Annotated in this window: 17 protein-coding genes; 12 read left to right on the top strand and 5 right to left on the bottom strand. The window is 67.1% G+C overall.

The genetic code is table 11. From position 1 onward, the window contains the following. Positions 1–19: 19 nt before the first annotated feature. Together ACIQF4_RS19230 and ACIQF4_RS19225 are read right to left on the bottom strand one after the other, a co-directional pair. Positions 20–1,210: an acyl-CoA dehydrogenase family protein gene (locus ACIQF4_RS19230; protein ID WP_400517179.1), complete on the bottom strand. Its 1,191-nt coding sequence runs from the start codon at positions 1,208–1,210 to the stop codon at positions 20–22. 26 nt (positions 1,211–1,236) lie between these two features. After that, positions 1,237–2,034, bottom strand: coding sequence for an SDR family NAD(P)-dependent oxidoreductase (locus ACIQF4_RS19225; protein WP_400517180.1), 798 nt, complete (start codon positions 2,032–2,034; stop codon positions 1,237–1,239). A 134-nt stretch (positions 2,035–2,168) separates the two neighbouring features. Between ACIQF4_RS19225 and ACIQF4_RS19220 the strand changes: the two genes are divergently transcribed. From ACIQF4_RS19220 to ACIQF4_RS19205, 4 genes are all read left to right on the top strand, one after another. After that, positions 2,169–3,443, top strand: coding sequence for a glycoside hydrolase family 76 protein (locus ACIQF4_RS19220; RefSeq protein ID WP_400517181.1), 1,275 nt, complete (start codon positions 2,169–2,171; stop codon positions 3,441–3,443). Between the two features lie 161 nt (positions 3,444–3,604). After that, a complete protein-coding gene (locus tag ACIQF4_RS19215; RefSeq protein ID WP_400517182.1) occupies positions 3,605–4,663 on the top strand; it encodes an iron ABC transporter substrate-binding protein in 1,059 nt (352 codons plus the stop codon). 4 nt (positions 4,664–4,667) lie between these two features. Further along, positions 4,668–6,257, top strand: a complete 1,590-nt coding sequence (locus ACIQF4_RS19210; RefSeq protein WP_400517183.1) for an ABC transporter permease — start codon at positions 4,668–4,670, stop codon at positions 6,255–6,257. Then, entirely contained in the window at positions 6,254–7,411 is a 1,158-nt protein-coding gene (locus ACIQF4_RS19205) for an ABC transporter ATP-binding protein (protein ID WP_400517184.1), read from the top strand. The genes ACIQF4_RS19210 and ACIQF4_RS19205 overlap by 4 nt, the downstream gene beginning before the upstream one ends. A 79-nt stretch (positions 7,412–7,490) precedes the next feature. Here the strand turns inward: ACIQF4_RS19205 and ACIQF4_RS19200 are convergent, their stop codons facing one another. Continuing rightward, entirely contained in the window at positions 7,491–9,449 is a 1,959-nt protein-coding gene (locus ACIQF4_RS19200) for a glycoside hydrolase family 32 protein (RefSeq protein ID WP_400517185.1), read from the bottom strand. Between the two features lie 135 nt (positions 9,450–9,584). After that, positions 9,585–10,187, bottom strand: a complete 603-nt coding sequence (locus ACIQF4_RS19195; protein WP_400517186.1) for a YdeI family protein — start codon at positions 10,185–10,187, stop codon at positions 9,585–9,587. A 113-nt stretch (positions 10,188–10,300) separates the two neighbouring features. On the opposite strand from ACIQF4_RS19195, the gene ACIQF4_RS19190 reads away from it, so the two are divergent. The 6 genes from ACIQF4_RS19190 to ACIQF4_RS19165 all read left to right on the top strand — a co-directional run bounded on the left by ACIQF4_RS19190 (position 10,301) and on the right by ACIQF4_RS19165 (position 15,870). Next, positions 10,301–11,029: a VOC family protein gene (locus ACIQF4_RS19190; RefSeq protein WP_400517187.1), complete on the top strand. Its 729-nt coding sequence runs from the start codon at positions 10,301–10,303 to the stop codon at positions 11,027–11,029. 75 nt (positions 11,030–11,104) lie between these two features. Continuing rightward, positions 11,105–11,644 (top strand): NUDIX hydrolase family protein, encoded by a 540-nt coding sequence (locus tag ACIQF4_RS19185; protein WP_066273708.1) that lies wholly within the window; start codon positions 11,105–11,107, stop codon positions 11,642–11,644. 88 nt (positions 11,645–11,732) lie between these two features. Further along, positions 11,733–12,776: a DUF6707 family protein gene (locus ACIQF4_RS19180; protein WP_400517188.1), complete on the top strand. Its 1,044-nt coding sequence runs from the start codon at positions 11,733–11,735 to the stop codon at positions 12,774–12,776. 83 nt (positions 12,777–12,859) lie between these two features. Continuing rightward, a complete protein-coding gene (locus tag ACIQF4_RS19175) occupies positions 12,860–13,588 on the top strand; it encodes an SRPBCC domain-containing protein (RefSeq protein ID WP_400517189.1) in 729 nt (242 codons plus the stop codon). Positions 13,589–13,802: 214 nt separating this feature from the next. Next, entirely contained in the window at positions 13,803–15,041 is a 1,239-nt protein-coding gene (gene tgt / locus ACIQF4_RS19170; RefSeq protein ID WP_400517194.1) for a tRNA guanosine(34) transglycosylase Tgt, read from the top strand. Positions 15,042–15,120: 79 nt separating this feature from the next. Then, on the top strand, positions 15,121–15,870 hold the full coding sequence (locus ACIQF4_RS19165; RefSeq protein ID WP_400517190.1) for a dienelactone hydrolase family protein: 750 nt from the start codon (positions 15,121–15,123) through the stop codon (positions 15,868–15,870). A gap of 132 nt (positions 15,871–16,002) precedes the next feature. On the opposite strand, the gene ACIQF4_RS19160 is transcribed toward ACIQF4_RS19165, so the two are convergent. After that, positions 16,003–16,746, bottom strand: coding sequence for a queuosine precursor transporter (locus ACIQF4_RS19160; protein WP_350000758.1), 744 nt, complete (start codon positions 16,744–16,746; stop codon positions 16,003–16,005). Positions 16,747–16,930: 184 nt separating this feature from the next. Between ACIQF4_RS19160 and ACIQF4_RS19155 the strand changes: the two genes are divergently transcribed. After that, positions 16,931–17,587: a TetR/AcrR family transcriptional regulator gene (locus ACIQF4_RS19155; protein ID WP_400517191.1), complete on the top strand. Its 657-nt coding sequence runs from the start codon at positions 16,931–16,933 to the stop codon at positions 17,585–17,587. A 26-nt stretch (positions 17,588–17,613) separates the two neighbouring features. After that, on the top strand, positions 17,614–18,528 hold the full coding sequence (locus ACIQF4_RS19150) for a TIGR01777 family oxidoreductase (protein ID WP_400517192.1): 915 nt from the start codon (positions 17,614–17,616) through the stop codon (positions 18,526–18,528). Positions 18,529–18,900 lie beyond the last annotated feature (372 nt).

Genomic DNA, 18,900 nt, shown 5'->3' with positions numbered 1-18,900 from the left:
GCTGCAACCGGTAGGCGGGTCAGGTGATGGCTGAGATGCCCGTGACGGCCCGCCCCGCGATGAGGGTGTTGATCTCGAAAGACCCTTCGTAGGTGTAGATGGCCTCGGCGTCGGAGAAGATCTTGGCCATCCGGTAGTCGGTGACGATGCCGTTGCCGCCCAGGATGGACCGGCCCAGGGCCACCGTCTCCCGCATCCGTGCGCTCACGTACGACTTCGCGAGTGCCACCTGCGGCATGTCCGCGGCGCCGTCATCTTGAAGCCGGGCCAGTCCTGCCATCATCCCCATGCCGGCCACGGCGTTGCCCAGCATGGTCACCAGCTGCTGCTGGATCAGCTGGAACTGTGCCAGCGGCCGGCCGAACTGCCGCCGCTCCACGGCGTACTGCCGGGCGACGTCGAAGGCGGCAAGCTGCTGGCCCACGGCCTGCCAGGCCACCATGATCCGCGAACCCCGCAGCAGCTCCCGGGTGTCCGCGAAACTGCTGATACCCGCGAACCGGTCAGCTTCGGCCACGCGCACGTCCGCCAGGACAACGTCCGCGTTCTGCACCGTCCGCAGCGCGATCTTGTTTTCGATCCGGGTCCGGCTGATTCCCGGCAGGGTGGCGTCCACAATGAACCCGCGCACGGACCCGTCAGCCTCGTCGCGGGCCCATACCAGCATGTAGTCGCAGAACGTCCCGTTGCCGATCCAGCGCTTTGCCCCGTTCAGCAGCCAGGCATCGCCGCCATCGTCCGGCTCGCCGGTGGCCGAGCAGATCCGCCGCGCCCGTGTCTCCATCCCGCCGGCGACGTCCGAACCGTGGTTCGGTTCGGTGAGTGCGAACGCACCGGTGATGCGCAGGCTGGAGGCGTCGGCCAGCAGCCGCCGCTTCTGGTCCTCACTGCCGAAGTCGTACAGCGACTGAACGAACAGATCGTGGTGGACCATGAAAAACGTGGCGATCGAGGTGTCCACGCGCGTCATCTCGGCGATGACCAGGCCGGCGAACAGGTGGCTGTAGCCGCGCTCAGCGGGAGTGCTCAGCTCCAGGGCAGCCAGCTTGGGCAGGATGTGCGCCGGGAATTCGGCCTTGTTCCACCAGTCTCCCGCGTAAGGGGCGATCTCCGCCGCCAGGAATTCCCGCAGCTCGGCCAGCTTGTCCCGTTCCTTCCGGTCCAGCAGAGATTCAAAGTCGAAGAAGTCCGCGGAGGGCAGGTCCGGCATGCTGGCCGGCATTATGTCCGGCCCCGTCATTTCGGTCCCATCCGGATGGCCCCGTCCAGGCGGATGGTCTCCCCGTTCAGCATGGCATTGTCCACGATGTGTGCCACCAGGGCGGCGTACTCGCCCGGTTTGCCCAGGCGCGAGGGATGGGGCACCTGTGCGCCCAGGGAATCCTGGGCGTCCTGCGGCAGTCCTGCCATCATGGGCGTTTCGAAGATGCCGGGGGCGATGGTGACCACCCGCACCAGCGAGCGCGCCAGTTCGCGTGCGATTGGCAGGGTCATGGCCGCCACGGCGCCTTTGGAGGCAGCATAGGCGGGCTGGCCGATCTGCCCCTCAAAGGCGGCAACGGAGGCGGTGTTGACGATCACGCCGCGTTCCGGGCCGCCCAGTTCCGTGACGGCCGGCTCCGTCTCAACCATTGCGGCCGCCGCCAGCCGCAGGACGTTGAAGGTGCCGACCAGGTTCACCTGGATGACGCGGCTGAAGGCCTCAAGAGGAAGCACGCCGTCCCGGCCCAGGACCTTTCCGGGGGTGGCGATCCCGGCGCAGTTCACCACAATCCGCAGCGGTCCCAGACTGGCGGCGGTGCCGACGGCGGCCTGCATTTCGGCTTCATTCGTCACGTCTGCGGGGGAAAAGACGGCGGACCGCCCCGGAGCGCTGCTGGACGCATTGAGCTCTTCTGCCAGCGCTGCCCCGCCGGAGGACGGGAGGTCGACCAGCACCACCGAAGCGCCATCGTGGAACATCCGCCGGGCAGTTGCCGCCCCCAAGCCGGAGGCTCCCCCGGTCACCAGTGCAACAGCGCCTTTGACGTCCATACATCCTCCTTGATGCGGTCCCGCAGCAGCTTGAGGCCGCCCGGTATTAGTTAGTGAATGTTAACTGAAATTCGGAAGGCCTGCACCAACAGCCGTTCCGGACCGGCCTGGAGGCACGCGTTAGGGTGGAATCCATGACCCGCCCGGACCCTGCCCCCGCCCTTCAGGACCCTGCACGCCGGGATGACCGGGCCGACCAGGCCGCACGATCAGTGACGGCCCTCTTCGGCCGTAGGCTGTTTTTCCTGCCGGGCACCCATCTGGGCGCCGTGCAGTGGCCCTCCCCCGCCTGGCGCAAGGACCCCAAGGGAGCCCTGGCCGGCCCGTGGCACTACTGGTGGCAGGCGCACTATGTCGACTGCCTGGTTGATGCCGGACGGCGGGAACTGGACAACGGCGCCACGCCGGCTGCCAGGTTCAACGGCCCCGGGCACCCGAGCGCCGGACGGCTGGCATCCCGCCTGGTCGCCGGAATCCGACTGCGCAACGCCTTTACGTTCGTCAATAACTATTACGACGACATGGCCTGGCTCGCGCTGGCCACCCACCGGCTCGACACCCTCGCCGGGGATGCGCGCAGGCGCGGCCGCCGGCGCAACGCCCGCGTCCGCAAGTCCCTCACCCTGCAGTTCGAGGCCGCCTGCACGGATGACCTGAACGGCGGTGCCTTCTGGAGCAAGAAACGGGATTTCAAGAACACCCCGGCCTCGGCGCCCATAGCACTCCACTTTGCCCGGACCGGCCAGCCGGAGAAGGCCAGGGCCCTGCTGGACTGGCTGGATGCCACCCTTTTCGACCCGGCCCAGGGCCTGTACCTTGACGGCGCCCGGCTTGGCCCGGCCGGGGAAGTGCTGGTGGAACGGGCGGTCTACACCTACAACCAGGGCCCGGTGCTGGGCGCCCTCCTGGAAATGGGAGGGGAAGCGGACCTGGCCAGGGCAGCCGTGGTGGTGGATGCCGTGGACCGGCTGCTCACAGTTCCATTCCCCACAGAGCCAGGGGAGTTCTCTCCCGCAGATACAGGCAGCGCACCATCCACCCCCGCCGCGGCCAGCGTCAGGGGCCGGGTGCTGCGCTGCGAAGGTTCGGGCGACGGCGGCCTGTTCACCGGAATCCTCTGCCGCTACCTTGCCCTCGCCGCCGCCGACGGCAGGCTCCCCGCGGAGACACGCGCCACTGCCGCCGGACTGGTGGCAGGCACGGCGGAGGCTTTCTGGTCCGGGAAGCGCACGGTGCAGGCGGGCGAAGCTGCGGGCAGGCACCACGGCGCCATCGTCTTCTCGCAGCACGCCGCGATATCGGCGGGCGAGACGTACCCGCCCGGGGCCGTCGTCGAACTTTCCACCCAGCTGCAGGCGTGGATGGTCCTGGAGGCTGCGGCCACCCTGCCCGGCAACGCCGGTAATTAGGGCACGCAATAGTTCTGTAATTCTTGTGACTCTCGTCACTTAAAGCGGTTTCTGGTTTGTTGCTTAGGTTTGCCTACCCTACAGTTCCAAGCGTGGGCATCCTTCCCCCAGGCCCACCAGGACCCCGTCCGCCCGACGTTTCCCCAGAAAGCAGTCCCTCCATGAAGATCCGCAACAGCGCCCTGGCCGGCATCGCACTCGCCGCCACCGCAGCACTTGGACTGACCGCCTGCGGCGGCAGCACCACCCCCGCAGCCACAGGCTCCTCCGACGCCTCCGCCGGTGCGGGCAACGGCGAAATCACCGTGTACAACGCCCAGCACGAGAGCCTGACCAAGGAATGGATCGACGGCTTCACTGCCGAGACCGGCATCAAGGTGACCATGCGGCAGGGCTCGGACACCGAGCTTTCCAACCAGATCATCCAGGAAGGCGAGGCGTCCCCGGCTGACGTGTTCCTGACGGAGAACTCCCCGGCCATGACCCAGGTGGAGAACGCCGGCCTGTTTGCGGACGTGGACGAAGCCACCATCGCACAGGTGCCCGAAGAGTTCCGCCCGTCCACCGGCAAGTGGACCGGCATCGCTGCCCGCTCCACCGTCCTGGTGTACGACAAGAACAAGCTGACCGAAGACCAGCTGCCCAAGTCCATGCTGGACCTCGCCAACCCGGAGTGGAAAGGCAAGTGGGCCGCATCCCCGTCCGGCGCGGACTTCCAGGCCATCGTCTCGGCGCTCCTGGAACTCAAGGGCGAGGCCGCCACGGAGGAATGGCTGAAGGGCATGAAGGAGAACTTCAAGGCCTACAAGGGCAACAGCACCGCCATGAAGGCAGTCAACGCCGGCGAAGTTGATGCCGCGCTGATCTACCACTACTACTACTACGGCGACCAGGCCAAGACCGGCGAGAACTCCAACAACGTCACCCCGTACTACTTCAAGAACCAGGATCCGGGTGCGTTCGTGTCCGTTTCCGGCGGCGGCGTGCTGAAGACCTCCAAGAACCAGGAAGCTGCCCAGGAGTTCCTGAAGTACGTCACCGGCAAGAAGGGCCAGGAAATCCTGAAGGACGGCACCTCCTTCGAGTACGCCATCGCCTCCGACGTTCCCGCGAACGAGAAGCTCGTTCCCATCGCAGAGCTGCAGGCGCCCACCGTGGATCCTGCCAAGCTGAACTCCGAGAAGGTCACGGAACTGATGACCTCGGCAGGACTCCTCTGATTTCGTGACACCTGATCTATCGGCTCCCCCACGGGGGAGCACGACGACGGCGGGCCGGGGCAACAGCCCCCGCCCGCCTTTCGGCGTTTCTGCGGTGTCCGCCCTGGCAGTGCTGATAGCCCTGTTTTCGCTGGTCCCGCTGGGCTACGTGGCCTACATGACCGTGGCAACCGGCTGGGACACCGCCGTCGAACTCGTCTTCCGGCCGCGCGTGGCCGAACTGCTGCTGAACACCGTCCTGCTGATGGTTTGCACCGTCCCGCTGTGCCTGGTCCTGGGAGTTGCAGGCGCCTGGCTCGTGGAACGCACAACGCTGCGGGGTGCACGGATCTGGGCGGTACTGCTGGCTGCACCGCTGGCCATCCCGGCGTTCGTCAACAGCTATGCCTGGGTTTCCGCCATTCCTTCCCTTGGCGGCCTGGGCTCCGGCGTCCTGATCGCCACGCTCTCCTACTTCCCGCTGGTCTACATTCCAGCCGCTGCCGCCCTCAGCCGGCTGGACCCCGCCATTGAGCAGTCCGCGGCCGCGCTGGGCCTCGGCGCCTGGCGGACCTTCTTCCGGGTGGTCCTCCCCCAGCTCCGCATCGCCATGACCGGCGGCGCGCTCCTGGTGGCCCTGCACCTGCTGGCCGAGTACGGGGCGTTCGCGATGATCCGCTTCGATACCTTCACCACGGCGATCATGGTCCAGTACCAGTCGACCTTCAACGGTGCGGCCGGAAACATGCTGGCCAGCGTGCTGGTGTTTTTCTGCCTCCTCCTGCTGCTGGCCGAAGTCCGGAGCCGCGGCACTGCACGGTATGCACGCATTGGCCCCGGAGCCCAGGCCAGGGCGCTGCGCCTGCCCCTGCACGTGTACCAGGTTCCGGCGCAGCTGTTCCTGCTCGCGCTCACGGCGCTGGCGTTCGGCCTGCCCCTGTTCTTTGTGCTGCGCTGGGTGGCTTCCGGCGGAACGGCCGCCTGGGCCGGGGACGAATTCCTCCCGGCCCTGCTCACAACGCTCGGCTACGGCCTGGCGGGCGCCCTTGCCACCACCGTGGTGGCGTTCCCCATGGCCTACCTCGCTGTCCGCCATCCCGGCTGGTTCAGCAAGTCGCTGGAGCTCTCCAACTACATCACCAGCTCGCTGCCCGGCATAGTGGTGGGCCTGGCTTTCGTCACGGTGAGCATCCGGGTGGTTCCGGGCATCTACCAGACCGCCGGGGTGCTGGTGGCGGCCTACGTGCTGCTGTTCCTGCCCCGCGCCCTGGTCAACCTCCGGGCCGGCCTGGCACAGGCACCCAAGGAACTGGACGAAGCGGCGCAGGCCCTGGGCAAGCCGCCGCTGGTGTCCTTCATCCGGGTGACATTGCGGCTGACGGCGCCGGCGGCAGCAGGCGGCGCGGCGCTGGTGTTCCTGGCCATCGCCAACGAACTCACCGCCACCTTGCTGCTGTCCCCCAACGGGACGCGCACCCTTGCCACCGAGTTCTGGAGCAAGAGCAGCGAAATCGACTACGCCGGCGCCGCCCCCTATGCGCTGCTGATGATCCTGCTCTCCGCCCCCATGACGTACCTCCTCTTCCAGCAGTCCAAGAAAGTAGCCGGACAGTGACAGAACAAGCCCCATCCAGGTTGCCGGAGCCGCGGGTAGCCCCGTCCGTGGCACCCACCACCAACAGCCACCTGGAAATCACCGATGTCACCAAGAACTTCGGCAACCAGGCCGTCCTGAAGGGCGTGAACCTTTCCGTGGCCAGGGGCGGAACCACAGCCATCGTGGGACCCTCCGGATCGGGCAAGACCACCCTGCTGCGGCTGATTGCCGGTTTTGAGCATCCCGAGACGGGCAGCATCGCACTGAACGGCACCAAGGTGGCGGGCGACGGCGTGTGGGTGCCGGCGCACAAACGGCACATTGGGTACGTGGCACAGGACGGCGCATTGTTCCCGCACCTGAGCGTGGGGCAGAACATCGCGTTCGGACTGGACCAGGACCGCCTGCCGGGCGGCCGGCGGGCAGTGGCGGGACGGATCAGCGAGCTGCTCGAGATGGTGTCCCTGGACTCGGCCATGGCCAAGCGGCGCCCGCACCAGCTGTCCGGCGGCCAGCAGCAGCGGGTTGCCTTGGCGCGGGCCCTGGCGCGCGAGCCGGAACTGATGCTCCTTGATGAACCTTTCTCCGCACTCGACGCGGGGCTCAGGGTGGCTACCCGCCGTGCGGTGGCCAAGGTCCTGAACGAGGCCGGGGTCACCACCATCCTGGTTACCCACGACCAGGCCGAGGCACTGTCCTTCGCGGACCAGGTGGCCGTTATGCGCGGCGGCAAACTCGCCCAGATCGGCAACCCGTTCGTGGTGTACACCCGCCCCGCGGACCGTGCCACGGCGGAATTCCTTGGTGACGCCGTCATCCTGGACGCCTGGCTTGAGGGGTCTTTGGCCACCTGCTCCCTGGGGGCAATCCCCGTCCGCAGGCCGCCGGCGCAGGGCCGGGTGCAGCTGATGCTGAGGCCGGAGCAGATCCGGATTGCGGAGGACGCAGCCATCCGCGGGGTGGTGGTGGACACGGACTACTTCGGCCCGGAAACCACCGTCCGGCTGAAGCTCTCGGTTCCGCCGCAGCTCGCCGCCAGCCGCGACCACCGCTACCCCGGCGGCGGCGAGATCATCACCATCCGGCACTGGAACGCGTCCATCGCCCGGCCGGGCATGGAGCTGTGCCTGCGCGTGGTGGGCGAAGGCGTGGCCTTCCCGCTCGATTCCTGACCAGGCTGGATTCCTGAACAGGCCGGATTCGTGAACAGGCCCGCTTCCTGAACAGCACGGCAGGACGGGAGGTTTCGGTTCAGCGGATGGCAGCAAGCGGCGTGATGGTGCCGCTCCTGACGCTGACGGCAGCGCCTGACGCCGCAAGCCGGACTTCCTTGGCCCCCGCCGGCGGGAAGACCAGCGACGTCAGCGTCCCGCGGCCGCCGTCCACGAACACTTCCACCGACGACCGGTCAACATAGGCGGTCAGCCGAACCGTGTCCCCGCCGGTGTTGCCCTTGACCGAGCTCACCTTCCGGTACTCCTCAGCCGGCCCTCCCGCAGCCTGCGCCACCGCGTCCCCTTCACGGACCACAAAAGCCTGCCCGGAGGTGAAGTCGTAGCCCACAGTGGCGTAGGCCTTGCCGCCGCTTTCCAGGAGGAGGCGCGCTTCACCGCTGCCCGATGCGGGTTTTTCCAGTTCCAGGTCCACCTTGTACGCGCCGCTGTCCGGAACGGGCAGCTCCTGCCCCGCACCTTCCTGGACGGTGCCCGCGGGAATCTGTTCCGGATTGCCCTCCAAGGACTCCAGCGCAGGGGTGGGCGCCGAGACCAAAACCGGACGCCCGCCGTCGGCCACCAGCCGGATGTCACGCACCACCGAAGCTGCCCCGAACCACTCCCCGGTGGGCAGTTCCCGGGCGTACGCCCAGTTGTTCATCCAGCCGATGGCGTGCCGCGAAGCCTTCCGCTGCCCGTCCGTCAGGCGCGGGTCATCCCAGGTGACGGCGGCGTAGAAGTCCGTTCCGCCGTCGAGCCACTGGTGGCCTCCGGCATCCGGCGCAAACGTCTTTCCGTCCCAGCTTCCCGTCCAGTAGGCCAGCCCCGTGGTGCGGCCTTCCCCGGAACCGTTGGCACTGGCGGCCAGCACCCAGGTCCGTTTGGACGGGTCGCCGTCGACGTCCAGCTGGAAGAAGTCCGGGCACTCAAGGATTCCCAGCCCGTCGCGCTCAAAAGCGGAAACGTAGGTCCAGTCCTTGAGGTCCGGGGAGGTGTAGAAGCCGATCTTGTGGCCTTCGGCCAGCAGCATCAGCCACTGGTTGTTGGCGTCGTCCCGGACGATGCGGGGATCACGCCAGTGTTCTTCGCCCGGGTTGTCCATCACCGGATTCTGATCGTAGTTCTGGAAGCTGTAGCCGTTGTCCGTGGAGTAGAACAGTGATTGCCGCTGGACTCCATCGTGCTGCTGGGTGAGGACCGCGACCACGGCTCCCTTTCCGAATCCGGCGGTGCCCTCCGTATCCACCACTGCTGTGCCGGTCTCGATGTCGCCGAGCCCGTTGCGGAACTTCTCAATGGCCACGCCCTCGTTTTTCCAGTTGGCCAGGTCGGTGCTGGTGGCGTGGAACCACTCGGTGCCGTTCCCTTCCGGATAGTCGGCGTTGTACAGGTAGTAGTAGTGCCACCGGCCGTCCAGGAAGAAGGGCTTTTGGGGATCGTTCATCCAGCGCTGGTCCGGGGTGAGGTGGTAGGCCGGGCGGTACTCCCCCGCGGGCGCCTCAAAGCGGTCCGCAGCCGGCTCCGGCCAGGTCCTGTCCACGCCGAGGTCAGCGAGCAGGGCATCGCGCGCCTCAGCGCTGACGCAGTCCGGAAGACGCACCGCTGCAGCATCCTCAACCGTGTCCGCGGCCGCACTGCTTCGCAGGAAGACCTTGCCGTCCACGCGCGCTCCCGCCAGCCAGCCCCCGCCGCATTCAATACTGCGCACATCCTCCGCGCCCTCAGCATCGAGCGTGCCGCTGCGTTCCACCAGCGTGGTGTCGCCGCCTTCCAGCCAGAGCGTCGCGTAGCTGCCGGTGGCGTCCCTGGCTGTATCCTGCGCGGACGCAACGCTGGCCAAAACGCGGCCGGCAACGGCCGCCGGGGCTGTCCGGGCATTGCCGGCGAGCACCAGGGAAACCACCAGGACCAGGGCAGCGGCCAGGGCGGCACCCACCCAGATCAGGGGCCGGCGCCTAAGGGCAGGGGGTACGGGTCCGAAGGTTTTTCGGGGCATGGTTTTCGATCCGTCGCTGAACGCACAAGTGCCGCTCCCCAGCAGGGGAACGGCACCAGCGCAAGTGAACCGTCAATTTTACAGGCATGCCGGGCGGAACCCAACCGGGCACGCATTCCCGGATCTCCTGTGCGGTCAGCCCAGGCCGTCCGGGCGCTGCTTTTGCGGATACAGTGCTTCCCCGCGCGCCAGCATCGCCACGAATTCGGCAATCCTCTTCTCGCGCGTAGCGGGCCGCACGGCGGAGTTGACCCGGTAGATCATCGCGAACCGGTTTGTCCCCGTGAGGACATCGAACATCGCCTGGGCGGCGGGAACCGCGGCGACGGCAGCCGCCAGATCCTCTGGAACTTCGGCCACCGCCTGGCCGCCGTACGCATTGTCCCAGCGGCCGTCGGCTTTCGCCTTGTTCACGGCCGCCCATCCGGCGTCGGTCATCCGGCCTGCCGCGTCCAGACGCGCCACATGGCCCACGTTCCTCGCGGACCACGGGCTCCTGGGCCGGCGGGGCGTCATTCGCTGGAAGGACGTCTGCTCATCACGGCGGCGGGCCTGGCCATCGATCCAGCCGAAGCACAGGGCCTCATCCAGCGCCGCGGCGTAATCCAGTTCCGTGGCGTTTCCGCCCTTCTTGTGCAGCACCAGCCACACCCCCGGGCTGGTGCTGTGGTTGGCCTCCAGCCAGCTGCGCCACGCCGCCGCGTCCGGCAGCAGCAACTCCTCAAGTTCAACGGCCATGACCCTATTCTGCCCCCGCACCTGGGCATCGCTGCAGCCCCTCTCCACAAGTGCCAGCGGCGTGGCATCATGGGCCTAAAAGGTCCTGGCTACCGAGGATTAAGGAAAAACCGATGCTCCGTGTGCGCCCCCTCCATTTCACGTCCAGGATGGATTCCTGGGACCGGCTCCTCACCGCACTGGGCATGGTCCGGACCGAGGACGACGCCGGTTGGCGGGTTTTTGACGCAGGCGCGGGACGCCTGGCCCTCCACGCGGTTCCCGAGGGGGCCGGGGACGGCAGCACAGCCCTGGCGGTGGAGGTGGGAGACCTGGCGGAGTTCGCCCGGCGGACCAACCTGGCTGCAGCGGAAGATGGCACCACACCCGCCGAGCTGGTCACCGCGGACCACGGCGAATCCTGCCGGATCACGGCGCCCGACGGTTTCAGCTTCCTCGCAGACAAAGCCAGCGACGCCGTCCAGCACGCCGACGCCGATCCTGCCCTGGCCGTCGTCGCGGTCTGGTTCACGGAGGATCCCGCGTCCGCCTCCCGCACCCTGCACCAGGTGGGCGCGCGGCCGCGCCCGGTTCCGGACCAGGACGACACCGCCGATTTCATAGCCAAGAACGGCGGCGTCCTGATGGTCCGCCCGGCCTCGGGAACGCCGCGTTCCGGCCTGGGTTTTGAGTACGACGGCAGGCTGGAGCCTTTGCGGGAAAGGCTCCACTCGGCAGGTATCCAGGCCAGCATCACGGAGGAAGCCTTCGCGCGCACCCTCCACGTTGCCAACCCCGATGCCGGGGCCGGGGCCGCTGCGCACGTGCCGGCGACGCTGTGGGTCTCCCAGCGACACGCATGAGGGAATGCACCGACGCATTCCGCCAGCAGCTGAGTCCCACCCGTCACGCGGCGTCCCATGGGGTAGAACTTAACCATGAACGTGCGCACCCCTGACCCGAATCCAGGCTGGCTCTCCGAAGAAGACCTCTTTGAGGCACGCGGGCGGCTGCCCATGGTGTACGTGGAGGCTGTGCCGGTCAGGCTGGACCCGCTGGGCTTCGTCAACGAAGTAGGAACCCTCCTCCAGGCTGACGAGGACGGAACCATGGTCCGCTCGCTGGTCTCGGGCCGCGTCATCTACCGCGAAACCATCCGCGCTGCCCTGCTGCGGCATATGGAAAAGGACCTGGGACCGCTGGCGTTCCCGCAGCTGCCCATCAGCCCGGTCCCCTTCACCGTTGCGGAATACTTCCCGGCGCCGTCCCAGACCGGCTTCACGGACGAGCGGCAACACGCCGTGGCCCTGGCCTACGTCATCCCGGTAACGGGCGAATGCGAGCCCCGCCAGGATGCCCTGGAGCTGACCTGGATGACCCCCGAGGAAGTCCTCAGCCCCGGCGTCCAGATGGAGTTCGTGGGCGGCCGCGGCAGCCTCATCCGCCAGGCGCTGGCCTTCGCCGGCGTTGGCTTCTGACACATACCGCGGAACCTGGGGGTCCCCGATTTTAGGCGCCCGCCTTTGTAGACTGTAGGGCGGACCGCAAGAGAACCTAAGGACTCCCATGACCGAAACACCAGCCGCCAGGCACCATCTTGAACAGCAGGCTGGATCTCTGACCACCGGCACCCACATCGTCCTGCCCGACGGCGAGCGGACGGCGGAAGTCCATCAGGTTGAGCTTGAGCGGGACGACTTCGGAGCGCCCGCGCTGGTGCTCGCCAGCCTTACCGGCGGCGGAACCCTGCGCATCGCCGTGGGCACCACGGTGACCGTGGTGGACGCAAACCCCGACGCCGTCACCCAGCTTCCGCGGGCAGCACGCCCTGGGCAGGACTCAGTGAGGGACTCAGCGCAGGAGGCTGGGCAGGGCTCAGGGCAGGAGCAGCCCAGGCAGCTCCGCGAAGAGCCTGCTGCCGCTGCCCCCGCTCCCGCCGTCGTCGTGCCTCCCCTCCCGCCGGTTCCGCCTGCCTTCAACGGACCCAGCGAAGAGGACCTGGCACTGATTCCCGCCCCGCAGGGGACCCCGGAATCCGTGGTGGAGGCTGCGGCGGAAGCCCACCCTGACGCGATGGGCGTCCTGCTGCTGTCCGACCGGCTGGCGAAGGGCGTCAACTTCAAGTCCGGCAGCTGCCTGAAGGACCTGAGCGATCTCGCCCACGAACTGTTCATCACCCTCAAGGACGCCGAGGGCTCGCTGGCGGTGGCGGACCTCCTCAACGTCCTCCCCTTCGACGGGAACCCCGGCCGCTGGGCATCCGTGGAGGCATCCCTGGCGCTCGCCAGCTACATCTGCCGCCAGAACGGCCAGCCGGAGCGTGCCGAGGTGTACGAGAAGCTGATCCGGACCCCGGAAAACCAGGAAACGGACCCGTTCAAGGCCAGGATGGCTGCCAAGGTACGGCAGCGCTCGCTCAATGAGCCCAACCTGTATGACAAGGAAATCTTCCGCTCCATCGACAACTCCAACCATGACGCCGAGCGCGAATGGCGACTGCTGCGGCTGGAGTCCCTGCTGTTTTTGCGTGCCCACGGCGGCTCCGAAACCATTGGCATGGTCGAGCTGGAGCGGCGCATCAGCAATGAGCTTGAGGCCGTCCGCGCCTGACGCCGGGCCTCACCGGGCGCCGGCGCCTGGTTAGGTAATTTGGCCCCTACCCGGCGCCGGGCCGGAGTTGTACATTCGGGGCTATGACGAACAATCTCAGCGTAGTGATCAACGCCGACGCGCCGCAGGTCTGGACCATGCTGCGTGAACCGTCCAAGGTAGCCCAATGGCATGGCTGGCAGGCAGAGGACCTGGACTCCGAGATCAAGGAGATCTACTTCTCCGGCGATGTCCAGGAGTCGCCTGACCACACCAGCCTTACCGTCCATGGCGGGGACGTCTTTGAGTTGAAGCCCGTGCCCAACGGAACGCAGGTCAGCGTGACCCGGGGTGCGCTGGACCACGATTCCGAGTGGGCTGCCTGGGACGAGGACATCACCCAGGGCTGGCTCACGTTCCTGCAGCAGCTCCGCTTTGCCCTGGAACGCCATCCGCACGGCAAGCGCCACACCCTGTTCCTGCACCTCACGGAGGGGCAGGGCTCTGCGATCGAAAAGCTTGGGCTTTCCGATCTCCCGGCGCCAGGGGAAAACTACCAGGTGAAGCTGGGAACCGGCGGGGAGATCAGCGGGAAGGTCTGGTACAAGACCAGCCACCAGGTGGGGCTCACTGTCCACGACTATGCCGAGCATGGAGAGGGACTCCTTGTGGTGGCCGACCATCCGGCGATCAAGGACGTGCGCGAGGAAGGTGAAGGGTCCCTGGTCATCGTTTCCACCTACGACCTGGGCGCCGCAAGGCTCGAATCGGCGCGCTCCTCCTGGGATGCCTGGCGGGCTGAGAACTACCCCGCGTCCGAACCGGCCAGCTGACAGGGCTGACAGCCTTGGTTGCCGGGCGGTAACGGGCGGTAGCCGGTGAGGTTGCCGGGACGGGGCAGAATGCTGGCACACTTGTACGGTGCCAGCCAACCCTGCCCCTGCTCCCTTCCCTGCCGCCGCCACGGCTGAAACGGCCCTCACTGGAAAGGCCCCGTGGACTGCGGCCGGCGCCGCCACCGACCGGCAGGCGGAATTCTCCTTCCGGGTGGGCACCCGCCTCGGTGAGAGCTGCCCGCCATCCGCTGCCCAGGTTGCCTCCAACGGCGGCCAGTTCCTGGGACGGACCGGCACCATCTCCACGCCGCACGGTGAAATCCAGACCCCGGCGTTCATCGCCGTCGGAACCAAAGCCACCGTCAAGGCGGTGCTGCCCGAGGCCGTAGCGGACCTCGGCGCGCAGGCTGTGCTGGCCAACGCCTACCACCTGTACCTGCAGCCGGGCGCGGACATCCTGGACGAGGCAGGCGGCCTTGGTGCCTTCATGAACTGGTCCGGGCCCACCTTCACGGACTCCGGCGGATTCCAGGTGATGAGCCTGGGCTCGGGTTTCAAGAAGGTCATCGACATGAACACCGTTACTGCCGCGGGCGCGCCCGGCCCGGATGACGCCGTCGCCCCCGGAAAGGAACGCCTCGCCCACATTGACGACGACGGCGTGTGGTTCAAGAGCCACCTCAACGGCGACCGGCACCGGTTCTCCCCCGAAATTTCCATGCAGGTGCAGCACCAGATCGGCGCGGACATCATGTTCGCCTTCGATGAGCTGACCACCCTGCAGAACTCCCGCAGGTACCAGGAGGAGTCGCTGGAGCGCACCCGCCTGTGGGCGCTGCGCTGCCTCGAGGAGCACTTCCGGCTGACGTCGTCCCGGGCGGGCAAGCCGTACCAGGCCCTGTTCGGCGTGATCCAGGGCGCGCAGTACGAGGACCTGCGCCGGAAGGCCTGCCGGGACCTGGGCGCCATGCCGTTCGACGGTTTCGGCATCGGCGGGGCACTCGAGAAGGAGAACCTGGGCACCATCGTCCGCTGGTGCAACGAGGAACTGCCCGAGGACAAGCCGCGCCACCTGCTGGGCATCTCCGAGCCGGACGACATCTTCACGGCCATCGAGAACGGTGCGGACACCTTTGACTGCGTCTCCCCCACGCGGGTGGCTCGAAACTCGGCCTTCTACACGCCGCAGGGACGCTTCAACCTCTCCGGGGCCAAGTACAAGCGCGATTTCGGCCCGCTCCAGGACGGCTGCGACTGCTACGCCTGCACCAACTACTCGCGGGCCTACATCCACCACCTTTTCAAGGCAAAGGAGATGCTTTCCGCCACGCTGATCTCCATCCACAACGAACGGTTCGTGGTGAAGATGGTGGATGATGCCCGCCTGGCCATCGAGGACGGGACCTTCTTCGACTTCAAGGCGGAGACGCTGGGGCAGTACTACTCGTAGCCTGCGGGCGCACGCCCTGGCAAGCGGCGGCACGCCCCCGGAGGACCGCCGTCGTACATTGCTCCGGTATCCTGAGCCGATGCTGATCCAGATCCCTGCCGCTGAAGGCACCGCCCATGCCCTGGTGGCGCGCCCGTCCACGGGCACCGGCCCGTTCCCCGGCGTCATCCTGTACATGGACGCCTTCGGCCTGCGGCCGCGCATCGGGGACATGGCCCAGCGCGTTGCCGACTGGGGCTATGTGGTCCTGGCACCCAACGTCTTCTACCGCGAAGGGACAGCGGCGGAACTGGCGCCGCGCGGGGACATGGCCACGCCGGAGGGCAGGCAGGCTGCCGGCAAGGTGGCCTTTCCCCGGGTGGGGCGCCTCACCACGGACAAGGCGCTGCCGGACATCGATGCCTGGGTGGCGGCCTTGGGAACGCTCGACGGCGTTGCGCCGGGTCCGGTCGGAGCCTTTGGCTATTGCATGGGCGCCAGGCTCGCGGTGCGCACCGCCACGGCACACCCGGAAGTGGTGGCAGCCTGTGGCGGATTCCACGGCGGAGGGCTGGCAACAGACGAGCCGGACAGCCCGCACCTGGGGCTGGGCCGGGCGAAGGCGCGGTTCGTGTTCGGCCACGCCGACCATGACCAAAGCATGCCGCCCGACGCCGTCGCCCGGCTGGGGGCGGCTCTCGACGCGGCGGGCCTTGCGCATAGCAACGAGGTCTACAGCGGCGCGTCCCATGGCTACTCCATGGCTGACACGTCGGCCTTCCACGAGGAGGCGACGGAACGGCACTTCCGGGAGCTGCGGGCCCTGCTCGACGGGACGCTCAAGGGCTGACCCGCCGGCGCGTTCCGGCGGTAGCACGTCGCCCAAATCGCCGGAACAAGGCGAGTTCGCCGGTGCGTTCCGGCGAGCCCGCAGCATTCCGGCGATCCCGCTGCAGGGGGAAGGTACGACGCCGGGCGGCGGCTAAGCGGCGTTCGTCACCGCTGCCGCCGGGACCCCGTAACTGGGTTCCCGCTTCTTCACCCACCGGATCACCAGCGACGTCACCGGGACCAGGATGAACTCCACCAGCGTCTTGTACACAAAGCCCACCACCACGTAGTTCACAAAGGTCGCGGCATCCGTTATTCCGATCACCGAGGCGGCGATGCTGCAGAAGATCAGGGTGTCCACGAACTCGCCGGCCACCGAGGAGCCCATGATGCGGGCCCACAGGGACTTCTCGCCGGAGCGCGCCTTCATCCGCACCATGATCCAGGAGTTGATGGTCTGCCCGGCCAGGAAGGCCAGCAGCGATGCCAGCACAATCTGCGGGACCGGGCCGAGCGCACCCTCCAGTGCGGCCTGCTTGGACGTTCCGAACTCGTCATCGAAGCCGGGAAGGGCAATGATCGCCCAGTAGCAAAGCGATGCGAAGACGGACAGCGCAAAAGTGGTGAGGATGGCTTTACGCGCCACCTTGAAGCCATAGACCTCGCTGATGACGTCTCCCAGGATGTACGCCAGCGGGAAGAGGAAGAAGCCGCCGTCCGTGATAATCGGCCCTATGGCCACGCCCTTGGACGCCCCGATGTTGGACAGGATCAGCACCACGGCCATGACCGCCAGCATGATGCCGAAGTACGGGGAGCCGATTGAGGCGAACCGGGGGCGGTCCGGAACTGGAGGGGTTTGGGGCAGGGCGTGGTGGCCTGAAGCTGGGGTCATTGCGGAGGTCCGTTCGTAGTGGTTCGCTCGGTACCCGAAGGGCGGGAACACCGGCTGTATTAGCACTGTCCCCCAATTCTCCCACTGCTGGAGCGGCCGCTGTGCGGCAGTGCGATGGGCCTCAATCTGAACGTGTTCAAATATGTGGTACTTTTCTTGAACACGTTCAAATTGAGGGAAGTCCATGACCGTAAAGAGCGAGCAGACGCGCCAACTGGTGGCCGACGTCGCACTGCGGATGTTCCGGGAGATCGGCTTCGCCAAGACCACCATGCGGGCCATCGCAGCCGAGGCCGGCATCTCGGTGGGCAATGCCTACTACTACTTCGCATCAAAGGATGACCTGGTCCAGGAGCTGTATCTGCAGGTACAGGCGGAGCATGCGGCCAGGGCTGCCGAAGCGCTCGAGGATGCTACCGACCTCACCGGCCGGCTCAAGGCCACCCTCCACACAGGCCTGGATGCCATGGCCCCCTACCACCGGTTTGGCGGCGACTTCATAGCTACGGCCATCCGCCCCACGTCCCCGGTAAATCCTTTCGCCGCCGGTTCAACGGCGGCCCGCGAGGCGTCGCTGGCCATCTTCCGCGCGGCGGTCGACGCGGCGAAACCTCCCGCACCTAAAAAACTGCGGTCCGATCTTCCGGAGCTGCTGTGGCTTTGCTATATGGCCGTCACCCTCTTCTGGGTTTACGACACCTCCGAAGGACAGCAGCGGACCAGGCGGCTGGTGGATGGCGCCGTCCCGCTGATCACACGGGGGCTCTCACTGGCACGAATGCCGGGCGTGGGCAGGATCCTGGACGACTTCCTGAGCCTGGGCCGCAGCATCCGCGGTTAAACCGAAACAAACACATTGGGGGAAAAATGAGCGGCACCAGGACGGTGGTACTGGCGGGAGCGTCCGGTTTCATTGGCAGGTATTTTCGGACCCGGTTCGAGCAGGACGGCTGGACCGTGCGCACCATTGGCCGCAGAGGAGCCAAGGGTGCACCATCAGCCGCGTGGGGTGACGACGACGTCCGCCTGGCCCGCGCGTTGGACGGCGCGGAACTTCTCGTCAACCTCGCCGGACGCTCAGTCTCCTGCCGCTACAGCGACCGGAACAAAGCCGCCATACTGGAGTCCCGCGTTTCCACCACGGCGGCACTTGGCCGTGCCATCGCACTCTGCCGGCAGCCGCCGTCCACCTGGCTCAACGCGAGCACCGGCACCATCTACCGCAACGCCGTCGACCGCCCGCAGTCGGAAGGCGACGGCGAACTCGGGACAGGATTTTCGGTGGACGTTGCCCGTGCCTGGGAAGCGGAACTCGACGCCGCCGTGGCGCCGGGGACACGCAAGATTCCGCTGCGGATCGCCATCGTCCTGGGCCGCGGCGGCGGGGCGCTGCGGCCGTTCGCGAACCTGGCCCGGCTGGGCCTCGGCGGCCGGATGGGACCAGGCACGCAAAAATTCAGCTGGATCCATGTGGAGGATCTGTACCGGTGCGTCCGTTTCCTGCATGCGCGAAAGGACATCACAGGGCCGGTGAACGTGGCTTCGCCGGATGTGGTGACAAACCGCGAACTGATGCGCATGGTCCGCCGGGCCTACGGGGCACGCTTCGGCATCCCCACTCCTGCCTGGCTCCTGCGGCTCGGTGCCGTACTGATCCGGACAGAGACGGAACTGGTCCTGAAGAGCCGCTGGGTCCAGCCGGAGAAGCTGCTGGACGCGGGCTTCGTCTACAGCCAGCCAGAACTGGGCCGCGCCCTCCAGCAGATCGCCAAAGCCAGGTGAGCCGGCCGCACAGGGTGACTTTCGGCCCCGCCGCCTTCCTCCTCGGCGCCGCCCTTACTGTCTTTGTCTTTGGCCTGCCGTTCGGTCCCCCGGGGTACGTATTCTCAATTGGAGCGGCCCTGCTACTCGGCATGCCGCTGGCCCTTCTGGCGGGGATGCTTCTGCGGACTGTCCGCAACCAATGGATTCACATCCTCGCTATAGGTGGGGCCGGCATCGTCACCGGCATGGTGACGCTTCTCTTCCTCATTGGCACCCGGTGGTATTCGATGTGGGGCTTAGCCTCGATCCACCGATGAGCTTGGGTGACAAGCGGGTGCCGTGACGCAGAAATGCCCCTCTGATCAGGAAGAATAGTGATTGTCTAGACCG

Origin of the sequence: Pseudarthrobacter sp. NPDC092202, from assembly GCF_044755505.1 — a bacterium.
Lineage (GTDB): Bacteria > Actinomycetota > Actinomycetes > Actinomycetales > Micrococcaceae > Arthrobacter.
Note: the sequence above shows the minus strand (reverse complement) of the source record. Positions and strands in the feature narration are given on the sequence as shown.